Origin of the sequence: Massilia aurea (assembly GCF_024753205.1) — a bacterium.
GTDB lineage: Bacteria > Pseudomonadota > Gammaproteobacteria > Burkholderiales > Burkholderiaceae_D > Telluria > Telluria aurea.
Window position 1 is genome coordinate 492,749 of sequence record NZ_JANUGZ010000002.1, and the last position, 13,265, is coordinate 506,013.

A 13,265-nucleotide genomic window follows, 5' to 3' on the forward strand; every position below is an offset into this window, starting at 1 on the left:
CGCTCCTGCTTGCGCGGGAACGACGTTTTTCAGCCTACGGTGAAACGATCAGTCCTTGCTACCCTCGCCCTTGCGATGCGGCTTCTTGCCCGGCATCGGCTTGTCGGTCACGCGGCGGTCGGCGCCGCTCTTCGTGAACGGCTTCTTGGCGCCGGCGGCTGGCACGGCTGGCGTTTCGCCGTCACGCGTGATCGACAGCTGGCGGCCGGCGACCCAGATCGACTTGAGCTGCGTGAACAGCTCGGCCGGCATGTCCGATGGCAGGTCGAGCGTCGAGTAATCGTCATAGATCTCGATGCGGCCGATCTGCTTCGACGGGATATTTGCTTCGTTGGCGATTGCGCCGACGATATTGCCCGGCTTGGCGCCGTGGGCAAAGCCCACTTCGATGCGGAACGTTGCCATGCCTGGCTCAGGGTCACGCATGACGCGCTCTTTCTTGAAGCCTGGCTCGCGCGCAGGGCGCGCTGGGCGCTCTTCCCAGTCACCGCGCGGCTCGCGTGGCGCACGCTCGTGGCTGCCGCCAAATTCGCGCTGCGACGGCATGCTCTCGGGACGCACGTCGCGGTCAGGCTTGGTCAGCAGCAGCGGCTCGTCGCCACGTGCCATCTTGGCCAGGGCGGCGGCGATGTCGATCGCCGGCACGTTGTCGTCGCGCTCGACGTCTTCGATCAGGGCGCGGAAGACTTCGAGGTTGCCTTCGGCCAGCGTGGCGCGGATCTGGTCCTTGAAGCGCGTCATGCGCACTTCGTTGACGGCCTTGACGGTCGGCAGTTCGAGTGGCGACACCGGCTGGCGGGTCGTGCGCTCGATCAGCTTGAGCAGGCTGCGCTCGCGCGGCGTGATGAACAGGATCGCTTCGCCGCTACGGCCCGCACGGCCGGTACGGCCGATGCGGTGGGTGTAGCTCTCAGGGTCCGACGGCACGTCGTAGTTGATGACGTGGCTGATGCGCTCGACGTCCAGGCCGCGTGCGGCAACGTCGGTCGCGACCAGGATGTCGATCTTGCCCTTCTTGAGGTTATCGATCGTGCGCTCGCGCTGCTGCTGGGCGATGTCGCCGTTGATCGCAGCAGCCGAGAAACCGCGCGCCTGCAGCTTGGTTGCCAGTTCTTCGGTACCCAGCTTGGTGCGCGCGAAAATGATCATGCCGTCGAAGGCTTCGGCTTCGAGGATGCGGGTGAGCGCGTCGAGCTTGTGCATGCCGGCCACCAGCCAGTAGCGCTGGCGGATATTGTCGGCGGTGCCGGTCTTGGCCGCGACCGTGATCTCTTGCGGCTCGCGCAGGTAGGTCTTGGCGATGCGCTTGATCGCTGGCGGCATGGTGGCCGAGAACAGCGTGGTCTGGCGCGTGGCCGGGGTCTTTTGCAGGATCTGCTCGACGTCGTCGATGAAGCCCATGCGCAGCATTTCATCGGCTTCGTCCAGCACGAGGGTCGTCAGCTTCGACAGGTCGAGCGAGCCCTTCTGGATGTGATCGATGACGCGCCCTGGCGTACCGACCACGACGTGCACGCCGCGGCGCAGCGACGACAGTTGCGGGCCATAGCTCTGGCCGCCGTAGATCGGCAGCACATGGAAGCCCTTGATGTGGGCCGCGTAGCTCTGGAATGCTTCGGCGACCTGGATCGCCAGTTCGCGCGTCGGCGCCAGCACCAGCGCTTGCGGCGCGGTCTGCTTGACGTCGATGTTCGACAGGATTGGCAGTGCGAAGGCGGCGGTTTTACCGGTACCGGTCTGCGCTTGTCCCAGCACGTCGCGCCCTTCCAGCAACAGGGGAATGGTGGCTGCCTGGATCGGCGACGGCGTTTCGTATCCGACGTCTTTCAATGCTTTCAGGACAGGCGCCGAAAGATTGAGGTCGGAAAACGATGGGATTGGGGTGTCTGACATAGAGGAAGTTGCTCTTATTAAGTAAGTACGAATGCGACAGTTTACACCGTTGCTTCGTTGGGGGCGCTAAATACAATGGACCGGGCGGCCGAAACCACAGAATCCGAACAATGAAAAATGCCCTTGCAGGCACACCTGCAAGGGCATTGGCGATCGCGACAGCGCCCCGTTGGGTGGCGCCACCTTCGCTTGATACCGGATTACAGCTTGTAGTTCAGGCCGAACAGCATCTGGCGGCCATACTTGGCATAGCCGCGCGGACGGTCTTCGGTACCAGCGTAGCTGCGGAAGGCGGTGTCGGTCAGGTTGTTGACCTGGAACAGCACAGACAGACCTTCGACTTGCTTGAAGTCATAACCCAATTGCAGGTCGACTACTTTATCAGCTTTTACGTAAGTCAGCTCGGTTGCACCACCAATTCCGCCGATTTCACCCACATAATCGCTGCGATAACGCTGGCTGATACGTGCCGAGAAGCCATCTTTCTCGTAATACGCCGTCACGTTGAACACGCGCTTCGACAGGCCCGGCAGCGGAATCGCGACATTGCCGAAGCGCTGGTCGAGAATCGAGATCTCGCTGTTGGTGAACGACGCGTTGGCGGTGATGCCGAAACCGTCGAGCATCGGGTGGATCATGTCCAGCGGGGTCGATGCCGCAAACTCCAGACCGCGCAGACTACCGCCCTCGCCGTTACGCGGCTGGGTGATGGTACCGATGTTGGTCAGGGCGCCCTGCAGGTTGAACTCCGAGAAGTCACGCGGCACGGTCACGCTGTAAATGTACGAAGACAGATCCTTGTAGAAACCAGCCGCCGAGATATAGCCCTTGTTGCCGAAGTACTTTTCATACGACAGGTCGACCTGCTTGGCGCGCCATGGATCGAGCTGCGCATTGCCGCCGTTGCCGTACGGGGTGCCGGTGGTCTGGGCGGTCAGGCCTACTTCCAGCGCCGCGTTCAGCTGGTTCAGCTTGGCGCGGGCCAGCGTCTTGCCGGCGCCAAAGCGCAGGAATTGCTGGTCAGGCAGGCTCCATGCCAGGTTGATGCTTGGCAGGTAGTCGGTGTACTTCTTGCCGTCGGTCAGTGGCACCAGGTCGGCGAACGGCCAGGCGCGCAGCGTGTTCGCGGTCGAGCTCTGGTCGGTTTCGATGACTTGCATGCCGATATTGCCGCGCAGTGGCATCGACATCAGTTCGGTGTCGATGTTCAGCTTGGCGTAACCGGTTTTGACCTTCTCTTCGATCGTCCAGTTCTTGGTCGCGCCCCATGGCACCAGCACGGCTGGCGTGAATGGGCCGAAGTTGTTGGCCAGCACGCCGTCGATGTCCCAGCTCAGGCTGTTCTGCAGGCCGTACAGCGCTTGCGAATCGTTCAGCACATTGGCGCCAAAGGTGCCGTTGCCGATCTTCGAGAAGCCCGTTTCCAGGTGCGCCTTTTCTTTTTCGCGCTTCGAGTAATTAAAGCCCAGTTCCAGGCTGTTGAAGTACGCGTTGTCGAACTTGCGCTCGATGCTCGTGCGGAACGAGGTCATCTTGTCGGTCATGTTCGGGGCGTTGACATAGCCTTCGCCGAACTGGCCGCCAATGGCGATCTGCGACGGATCGTCGTAGGTGCCCGACAGGCCCAGCACAGGAATCGTGCCACCGTTGTAGCTGTAGTTCAGCGTCTGGCGCGCAGCGCGGCCGGCGTTGATCTCGATCAGCTGTTCCTTGTGGTCAGCCTTCGAGCGGCTGATGTCGACGATACCGACCCAGTCGCCCGTCGTGTAGCGGTTGTTCCAGCCGAAGGCGGTCAGCTTGTCGTCGCGCGTCAGGCGGTTGTTGCGCACCACCGGATTGACGTTGTTGGCGGCGCCACTGATCATCGTGCCGTTCACGACGGTCGGGTTCGAGAAACTGACTTGCCCGTCGTCCTTGAGCGGCATTTCGATGCCGCGACGGATTTCTTCCTGGTCGAAACGCGAGTGGTAGACGTCGAAGGTCGAGCTGAAGTTGCGGTTAGGACGCCATTCGAGCACACCCATCAGGCCGTCGCGCACCTGGTTGCCGGTCGTGGCAATCGCCTTCATGCCCTTTGGCACTTTGACGGTCGAGCCTGGCACGACATTGGTGTCGTCCACCCAGTCCCACGTTTCGAACTGTTCGCCGACGTTCGGCTTGTCCTGACGGGCGTAGCCGATGGCCACACCGATCGTGCGGTTGGCAAACTGGTCGATGTACGACGCGCTGACGCGGCTGCCGGTGTCCGGCGAGCCGGCGCTGATTTCGCCTTTGGAATTCTTTTCGCCGCGCACATTGACGGTGACGACGCGTTCGCGCAGCGACAGCGGCTTGATGGTTTGCAGGTCGACCGTGCCCGACAGGCCCTGGCCGATCACGGCGGCGTCGCCGGTCTTATACACGGTGACGGCGCTGATCAGTTCGGATGGGTACTGGTCGTATTCGACGGTACGGTCCGAGCTGGTGGTGACTTGTTCGCGGCCGTTGAGCAGCGCGGTCGACAGGTCGCCCGAGGTGCCGCGGATGCTGATCGACTGGGCCTGGCCGTTGACGCGCTGCGCCGACAGACCTGGCAGGCGGGCCAGCGATTCGGCGATCGACACGTCCGGCAGCTTGCCGATGTCTTCCGACGAAATGGCTTCGACGATGCCGGTCGATTCGCGCTTGACGGCAATCGCGTCTTCGATGGCGCGGCGGATACCGGTCACGGTCACGGTGGTGACCGGTGCATCGCTGATGGCGGTGTCAGTCGTCGTGGCGGTTTGCGCCTGCGCGCTGCCGGCCATGATGGTGACAAAGATGGCGCACCCGGCGGCCACTGGGCTCAGCTGGAATGCGGAACGCTTGTTGGCGAAAGTTTTCATGATCTCCTCAGAACGACGTAATTTCCCTAGAGCAGCTTTCGACCGCCATGTTCGGGACTTTGTTATGACACGCCTCAACATCAACGCTCGGCGGGATTCTGTATTAAAACTAGATGCACTGTCAACGGGAGTAGGTTTCAAACGAACTCAGGTCTCAGCAAGTGAATATAGTCAATAAAAACAGTGACTTGCCAACTGATGAGCACCACGCGCGTGGTTTTTCACGCGTGTAGTCGTGCTACAAACACTCTAAAAAGCAACAATTTATGCTCAATTGCACCGAATCAGTGCGCAGGATGTAGTAAAACAATCAGGCCCTGAAACCCAGCTTGTAACTTCACTACGTGAATTTTGTATTTTTACAACAGACGAAAAAAATCCCCGGCAGCCTTTCGGCTGTCGGGGATCGCTTGATGTGGTCTGGAGGCTGCTACACAGCCTCGCCAGTCATCAGAACTTGTAGTTGGCGCCGAACTGGTAGGTGCGGCCGTAGTCGACGCGACGGGTGATCGAATCGCTGCTGTTCGTGTACTCCTGGTACGGCGCGTTGTTCCAGTTGTTGGCCTGGGCAAACACCGACAAGCCCTTGGCAAAGCCCGACTGGATTTCATACGACAGCTGGAAGTCGACGATCGTCTCGCCCTTTACGAACGTGTACTGCAGCGTGTCCGAGAAGTCCGGCGACTGGCCCAGGAAGTCCGAACGCTTGCGCGCTGCGGCAGCGATCTGGAAGCCGTACTTTTCGTAGTACACGCGCAGGTTGCTGACCTTGCGCGACAGGCCCGGCAGCGGGATCGACTGCGCCGACGTCTGCACATTGCCAAAGCCCAGGGCCGGGATATCGATCGCCGAGCTGGTGAACGAGTGGTTGGCCATGATGCCGAAGCCGTCCAGCCACTCGCTCGCCATGTTCAGCGGAATATTCACTGCCAGCTCGTAGCCCTTGATGCTGCCACCGTTACCGTTTTCAGGACGGTTCAGCACGCCAACGGTCGAGCCGGCGAAGTCGCCGGTGGTCGGCAGCGGCGTGGTCGAGGTCGTCCATGGCGCGAAGTCGTATTCCGACGGCGTGCGCAGGATGAACGTGTCGAGCTTCTTGTAGAACACGGCCGCGCTGACATAGCCCTTCTTCGCGAAGTACTTTTCGTACGACAGGTCGAACGCCTTGGCCTTGAACGGCTTGAGCCCCGGGTTGCCGCCGCCACCGCTGATGAACGGGTTGGTCACGCCGGTGTTCACGCCAAAGCCGATGCCGCCGCGCAGGTCGTCCAGGTTCGGACGCGACAGCACTTGCGCCAGACCCATGCGCAGCACCTGGTCATTCTTGAGGTCGAACGACAGGTTCAGGCTTGGCAGCACGTCCCAGTAGCTGACGCTGTCGACAACGCGCACGGCCGGGCACGCATCGGCCGTTTCGCCGGTGCAGTTGCCGCTGTTGTAGCCGCCGCCCGTCTGCTTCGTGTGCACGAACTGCGTTCCGACGTTGCCGCGGTATTCGAAGCCGAACAGCTCGCCGTTCAGGTCGCCCATCAGGTAAGCGGTCTGGACCGTTTCCTTGACATCCCAGAACTTGGTCAGGATGTCGGCGTTGACCTTCGTGGCCAGCTGGTACACGGTGCCGAGCGAGCCGGACGGATTCCACGTGGCGATCGGAAGACCGGTGGTGCCGGCAACGCCGGTACCCGTGCCCGGCATCGTCTGCGCAGCGAACTGGGCGCCGCCCAGGATCTCGAGACGGCCTTCTTCGCCGCTGCGCGCTTTTTCGCGGTCGGTGAAGTTGTAGCCGAACTGCACGGCCGACATTGGGCCCCACTCCACCGGACGCTTGGCGTTCAGGCGGATCGCCTTGAGCGTGTCTTCCACGTACGGCTGGGCCAGGTAACCGGCTTGCGGCAGGATGTTGGTGGCGGTGCCCGACCAGCCGTTCACGTCGGTCAGTTGCGCAACCGCGCGGTCCGAATAGTTCAGGCCAGTGCGCCAGGCGACGTCGGTGAAATTGCCGCCGTTAAAACCGGTCCACGAGATCGTGTCCAGCGGATTTGCATTGCCCGGCAGGCCGGCGGTGGTTTCGTAGCGCGCGCTCAGCTTGGTCGCTTTCGACCAGGTGATGTCGGCGCTGGTGCTCCAGTCACCCAGCTTGAGCTCGTTCTTCCAGCCGACCGTCTTCAGGTCGTCTTCCGACGTCTCGACGTGGTTACGCACCACGCCCTTGTAGTTGGTCAGCGTGCCGCTGGTGGCGACACCGTTCTGCACGACGACGTTCTGCAGCACGCCGGCCGGGTCATACAGGCCCGACGTGTTCGAGCCGACCGCGCCTTCGAAACCGCTGCGCTTCAGGCCAGTCTCACCGGCCGAATAGAACAGGTCGAGGGTCGAGCGGAAATCGCGGTTCGGACGGAACTGCAGCGACATGAAGGCGCCGTCACGCTTGTGCGACGTCGATTCGGTATCCGCAGTAAAGCCCAGTGGCACCAGGACATTCTGGCCGTTGAACGGCAGGGCTGCCGTGTTGCCGCCCCAGGCGTCGAACTTGCGCTGCTCGCCGCCGGTTTCGTCGTACGACGTGATGCCCAGTGCGATGCCAAACTTGCGGTCGGCGAACTGGTCGATGTACGAGAACGAGACGCGGTCGCCGCTGCCTTCTTCGGCAGTGCGCACACCCAGGCGGCTGCGCTTGTAGTTGGCGGCAATAACGCGCTTGCCGAAGTCCAGCGGCTGCACGGTTTTCAGGTCGATCGTCGCGGCCAGGCCCTGGCCGATGACGCTGGCGTCCGGCGTCTTGTAGATCACGACGCCGCCCATCAGCTCGGACGGGAACAGGTCGAATTCAGGATTGCGGGCATTGCCGGTCGAGGCCATTTCGCGGCCGTTGAGCAGCGTGCCGTTGAAGCTTGGCGACAGGCCGCGCACCGAGATTTCCGATGCACGTCCCGAACCGCGGCTACGCTGGGCAGTCACGCCCGGCAGGCGCGCGATCGATTCGGCAACCGACGTGTCCGGCAATTTGCCGATGTCTTCGGCCGAGATCGCTTCAACGATCGAATTCGAATTGCGCTTGATGGAGATGGCCGCTTCGATACCGGTACGGATACCGGTCACGGTCACTTTCGACACGGCGCTGTTCGGGAACGCGGTGGGTGCGGCGGCCGGCGCTTCTGCCGGCGTTTGCACCGTGGCGGCTGCCACGGGGGTGTTCGGTGCGACGGGGGTGGCTTCTTCGCTGCCCGAGGCTTGCGCATACGCGTTACCTGCCAGGACCGACAGCAGCACGGCGCAACCGGCGGCGAACGGGTTCAACGGGAATGCAAAAGTGGCTGCAGTACGGCGGCGGGCCTGGGTGGCCCGGGTGGCGGTGGCGTTCATGTGTCTCCTCGGTTTTTCTTAACTGCCCGTTACGACTCTGTACTAAAACTAGAGCCTGAATGGGCAGCAATGTGTGGCGAGGATCATGGCACGCTTTGCATGGCAACAACATTGTGCACGTTGTACTTGAGCTACACATTTAGAGGGTTTTCAGGCCCTCCAAACAACTTTCGCATCGAATCTGAAGACAATCTGAAGGTTCACCCATCACGCGACTATGTAGTCGGGATGAAATCGAATGCGCCCCGCATGATTGTTGGGCCGCAGGGTTTATAGTAACCTTCCATCAACACAACAATTACCGGCCCCGCGTTCCACCGTTGACATGCCGACCTTGTAGTTCAACTACGTCAGCAGTATCACGACTGGCACCAGCCCCAGAACTCATGAGACAACTCCTCGCCACCATCGTGCTCGGCAGCGCTTCGCTTGCCGCCTTCGCCCAGGCCCCCGCCATCGACCGCATGGAGCCGCCATTCTGGTGGGCCGGCATGCACGACAACAAAGTCCAGCTGATGGTCCATGGCGAGGCGATTGGCGACCTGACGCCGACGCTGACCTACCCCGGCGCGCGCATTGCGTCCGTCACGCGCACACCGAACCGCAACTACCTGTTCATCGACCTCGTGCTCGATGCGAAGGTGGCGCCCGGCACGTTCGACATCACGTTCAGCGGCGCCGGCCGCACGACCACACACGCCTACCGCCTGCTGGCACGCGACGCAGGTTCCGCGACGCGCCAGGGCTTTTCCAGCAAGGACGCGATCTACCAGATCATGCCGGACCGCTTCGCCAATGGCGACCCGTCCAACGACAACGTCGCCGGCATGCTCGACAAGGCCGACCGCAAGGGCGGCCTGGGCCGCCACGGTGGCGACATCCAGGGCGCGATCAACCATCTCGACTACATCGCGGACATGGGCTTCACGCAGCTGTGGCCGACGCCGCTCATCGAAAACAATATGCCGGGCTACTCGTACCACGGCTATGCGGCCACGGACCTGTACAAGATCGACCCGCGCTACGGCAGCAACGAAGACTTCGTGCGCCTGTCGACCGAAGCGAAGAAGCGCGGCATCGGCATCATCCAGGACGTGGTGCTGTCGCACATCGGTTCGCATCACTGGTGGATGAAGGATGTGCCGGCGCCGGACTGGATCAACTACAACGACAAGTTCGTCCCGACCCAGCACTATCACACGGCGGTGCAGGACCCGTACGGCTCAAAAGAAGACGCCGACAACTTCACGCGCGGCTGGTTCGTCAAGAGCATGCCCGACCTGAACCAGTCCAATCCGCTGCTGGCCAACTACATCATCCAGAACAACATCTGGTGGATTGAATACGCGAAGCTCTCGGGCCTGCGCATCGACACCTTCGGCTATTCGGACAGCGCGTTTTTGTCGGAGTACACGCGCCGCATCATGGCCGAATACCCGAACCTGAACCTGGTCGGCGAAGAGTGGAACACGAAGGTGCCGGTCGTGGCGCGCTGGCAGCGTGGCAAGGACAACTTCGATGGCTACCGTGCCTACATGCCGAGCATGATGGACTTCCCGGTAGCCGAGGCGATGCGCACTGCGCTGGCGGATAAAAAAGGCGGCAATGTGTTCTCGGACGTGTACGAGACGCTGTCGCTCGACTACCTGTATCCCGAGCCAGGCAACCTGGTGCTGTTCGCTGACAACCACGACATGTCGCGCATCTACAGCGTCGCCGGCGAAGACTTCGACAAGTACAAGATGGCGATGGTGTTCATGATGACGGCGCCGCGCATCCCGCAGTTCTACGTGGGCGACGAGCTGCTGTTTACCAGCCCGACGAAAGACCGCGACGACGCCAGCTACCGCATCCCGTTCCCGGGCGGCTGGGCCGGCGACAAGGTCAATGCCTTCACCGGCACGGGCCTGAAGGACAAGCCGCGCGCGGCGCAGGTGTTCGTACGCAAGCTGGCCAACTGGCGCAAGGGCCAGCCGGTGATCCACAGCGGCCGCATGATGCATTACGGGCCGCAGAACAATACCTACGTCTACTTCCGCTACAACGCGGACAAGAAGGTGCTGGTCGCGTTCAACAACAACGCGAAAGAAATGGCACTTGATGTCGACCGTTTCCGCGAAATGCTCACGGGCGTGACCAGCGGCGTGGATGTCCTGACCGGCAAGACGTTCGACCTGCGCTCGACGCTGACCCTGCCCCCACGTGCTTCGGTGATTCTGGAGCTGGAGACGCCGCGATGATGCGCAGCGCCATCGCACTGGCCGCCCTCCTCGCCTGCGGCGCCGCCCACGCGCAGTCAGATGCCGCGTTGTTCGTGCGCGGCGCGTTCAATGGCTGGGGGACGGCCGATGCGCTGGCGCCCAAGGGCAAGGGGATCTACCAGGCCGACATCGCCGTCGCGCCGGGCAACCACGCCTTCAAACTCGGCAGCAGCGACTGGGCTGCCGAGTGGGTGATTGATCCGGACAAGAGCGTCAATGTGGCGCCCGACACCGCGTACCAGCTCGAACGCCTGTCCGGACCCGAGACGTTCCTGTTCGTGCGCACCTCCGGCACTTACCGCTTCACGCTGGACGCGAGCGATCCGGCCAAACCTGCCCTGAAGGTCACGCGCCTTCCCGATGCCGACCGTGCCAACGCGCCCGATCCGCATGCGGGCCACGCTGCCGTCGCCACGCAAGCCTGGCCAACGTGGGACGGCAAGACCGAGACGGTGCGCTACTCGACGCCGGATGCACAGTCGCCGCTACGCCAGTACGTCCAGTCGAGCACGATGAGCCTGCGCGATCCCGGTCCGCAGCATGTCGCCTACGCCGAGCAGGAAGGCTTGCCGCGCGTCCGCACCGGCAACCTCGCCTTCGACGCGCTGTTCGCGCTGGCCGGCACCGAGATGCGCCTCAATTCGGTCAGCCAGATCAAGGACGGCAACTACAACGGCGGCAACGCCATCGATTGCGACTGCTTCTCCACCGGCGAGAAGTGGGCGTATGTGTGGACGCGCGACCTGTCGTATGCGGCCGACCTGGGCCTGGCCCTGCTCGACCCGCAGCGTGTGCGCAATTCGCTCGACTTCAAACTCTCTGGCTGGCGCGCCGGCGTCACGCCGGTGGCGCAGATTCCTGCCACGGCGGACGGCCTGCAGATCGTGCAGGACACCGGCAGCGGCGGCAGCTGGCCGGTCAGCACCGACCGCCTGACGTGGGCCTTCGCAGCCGAAGAAACGCTGCGCACGCTGCCGGCTGCCGAGCGCGCGCCGTTCGCCAGCAAGGCCTTGAAGGCACTGTCGAACACGCTCGAGATCGATCGCGTGGCGGCGTTTGACGCGGCCACGGGCCTGTACACGGGCGAAGAATCGTTCCTCGACTGGCGCGACCAGACCTACGCCGCGTGGATGCCGGGCGACCTGGCGTCGATGGCCAGCTCGAAGGCGCTGTCGACCAACGTTGTCATCTTCCAGGCGCTCAAGCTGGCGGCGCAACTGGCGCGCGAACAGCGTGATCCGACGAACACCGCGCGCTACACGCGCTGGGCCTCGGAGCTGAAACGCGCAATCAACAAGGAACTCTGGCTGGCCGATGAAGGCATGTACAGCAGCCTCACCGCCGGCCACCTGGACGGCGCGCCGCTGCACAAGTTCGACTGGCTCGGCCAGGCGCTGGCGATTGTCAGCGGCGTGGCCGACGACAGGCAGACGGCGTCGATCCTGGCGCGCTATCCGCATGGCCCGATGGGCGCGCCCGTGATCTGGCCGCAGCAGATCGGCGCGCCGGTGTACCACAACCGCGCCATCTGGCCCTTCGTCACCGCGTACGGCTTGCGCGCCGCGGTGCATGGCAAGAACGCGGCGGTGGCCGACGCCGCCTACGCAACGCTGATGCGCGGCGCAGCGGTGAATCTGTCGAACATGGAAAACCTCGAATGGTTGTCGGGCCAGCCGCTGCTGCTCGACGAGAAGACCCCGGCGCTGAGCGGCCCCGTGATCAACTCGCGCCGCCAGTTATGGTCGGTCGGCGGGTATCTGGGCATGGTGATCGACAATGTGTTCGGCGTGACCGTGCAGGACGACGGCATCGCGCTGCGCCCGTTCGTGACGGCCAAGCTGCGGCGCGAGACCTTTGGCGCGACGAACGAGATTGCCTTGCACGACCTGCGCCTGCACGGCAAGCGCATCGACGTGGTGCTGCGCCTGCCGCCAGTGGCCGAGGGCGATGGCTATCACCGGGTCGAGCGCATTCTGTTGAATGGCAAGCAGGTCAGGGACATGCTGCTGTCCAGCGATTTGCAAGCCGAGAACCGCATCGAGATCGTGCTGGGCAAACTCGTCGCCGGGGCGCAAGGCATCCGCCGCGTCCAGGCCAATCCGTATGAAGAATCGTCCGTCACGTTCGGTCCGCGCGAACCGGTGATCGAGGCGCTGACGCGTGCATCGTCCGGCGCCGTGGGGTTGACGATCGGCGCGAATGGCAATGCGGGGAATGTGACCTACCGCGTCTACCGCGACGGCAAACTGGTGGCCGACAAGCTGCCGGCCGGCGCCTGGACCGACGACAAGGCCGGTGTGGCGTCGTGCTATGCGGTAGAGGCGCGCTTTGCCGACAGCGGCAATGTCAGTCACCACAGCCAGCCGCGCTGCATCGACGGGGTCGCTGGTGCTGGCATCGACATTGGCGTGACCGACCCGCGCGTGACGTCGAACCTGACGGCCACGGCGCCGGATGCGCGCTTTTCACTACCCGCGATCCGCGACTGGGGCCGGCCGCAAGACCGCTTCGCCGTGGATGGAATTCGGGTTGAAAGCGCAGGCGACTACCGGGTCCAGGTGCGCTATCACAATGGCGCGAACCAGGTGAATCTGGGGATCAGTGGCGGTGTGAAGTGGCTGGCATTGAAGAACAGCGCGGGCAAGGTCGTGGCCCAGGGCGTGATCCAGTTGCCGCATGCGCCGCTGTTCAAGGGCGCGACGCCAACCGTATATTCGACGCCGCTGGCCGCGCGCCTGACGGCCGGCAGCTACCGCCTGGAGATGACGGACTTCTACAATATGAGCTACCTGGAGAGCAACCGGACCTTCACGGGTGCCGGTGGCGCCGAACCGGCCAACCGGTTCGACATCCATGGCGTGCGCTTGCTGCGGGTGAAGTAAGC

The 13,265-nt window shown here is 63.1% G+C and carries 5 protein-coding genes; 2 read left to right on the forward strand and 3 right to left on the reverse strand.

The features are described from left to right. Positions 1-48 precede the first annotated feature (48 nt). From NX775_RS07855 to NX775_RS07865, 3 genes are all read right to left on the reverse strand, one after another. Complete coding sequence (locus tag NX775_RS07855; RefSeq protein ID WP_183555899.1) at positions 49-1,893, reverse strand: DEAD/DEAH box helicase; 1,845 nt, start codon at positions 1,891-1,893, stop codon at positions 49-51. A gap of 200 nt (positions 1,894-2,093) precedes the next feature. Then, the gene (locus NX775_RS07860) at positions 2,094-4,757 is read right to left on the reverse strand and encodes a TonB-dependent receptor (protein ID WP_258835489.1); all 2,664 of its coding nucleotides are present in this window, start codon (positions 4,755-4,757) and stop codon (positions 2,094-2,096) included. Between the two features lie 450 nt (positions 4,758-5,207). Further along, the gene (locus NX775_RS07865) at positions 5,208-8,120 is read right to left on the reverse strand and encodes a TonB-dependent receptor (protein WP_258835490.1); all 2,913 of its coding nucleotides are present in this window, start codon (positions 8,118-8,120) and stop codon (positions 5,208-5,210) included. A 386-nt stretch (positions 8,121-8,506) separates the two neighbouring features. Here NX775_RS07865 and NX775_RS07870 point away from each other — a divergent pair, with 386 nt between their 5' ends. Together NX775_RS07870 and NX775_RS07875 are read left to right on the forward strand one after the other, a co-directional pair. Further along, positions 8,507-10,360 carry a glycoside hydrolase family 13 protein gene (locus NX775_RS07870; RefSeq protein ID WP_258835491.1) on the forward strand — a complete coding sequence of 618 codons (1,854 nt, stop codon included), beginning with the start codon at positions 8,507-8,509 and terminating at the stop codon, positions 10,358-10,360. Further along, on the forward strand, positions 10,357-13,263 hold the full coding sequence (locus NX775_RS07875; protein WP_258835492.1) for an alpha-L-rhamnosidase-related protein: 2,907 nt from the start codon (positions 10,357-10,359) through the stop codon (positions 13,261-13,263). Before NX775_RS07870 ends, NX775_RS07875 begins: the two co-directional genes overlap by 4 nt. Positions 13,264-13,265: the final 2 nt, after the last annotated feature.

Coding starts and splice junctions, on each gene's coding strand:
- NX775_RS07855 (WP_183555899.1), bottom strand. CDS start 1,893: ATGTCAGACACCCCAATCCCATCGTTTTCCGACCTCAATCTTTCGGCG.
- NX775_RS07860 (WP_258835489.1), bottom strand. CDS start 4,757: ATGAAAACTTTCGCCAACAAGCGTTCCGCATTCCAGCTGAGCCCAGTG.
- NX775_RS07865 (WP_258835490.1), bottom strand. CDS start 8,120: ATGAACGCCACCGCCACCCGGGCCACCCAGGCCCGCCGCCGTACTGCA.
- NX775_RS07870 (WP_258835491.1), top strand. CDS start 8,507: ATGAGACAACTCCTCGCCACCATCGTGCTCGGCAGCGCTTCGCTTGCC.
- NX775_RS07875 (WP_258835492.1), top strand. CDS start 10,357: ATGATGCGCAGCGCCATCGCACTGGCCGCCCTCCTCGCCTGCGGCGCC.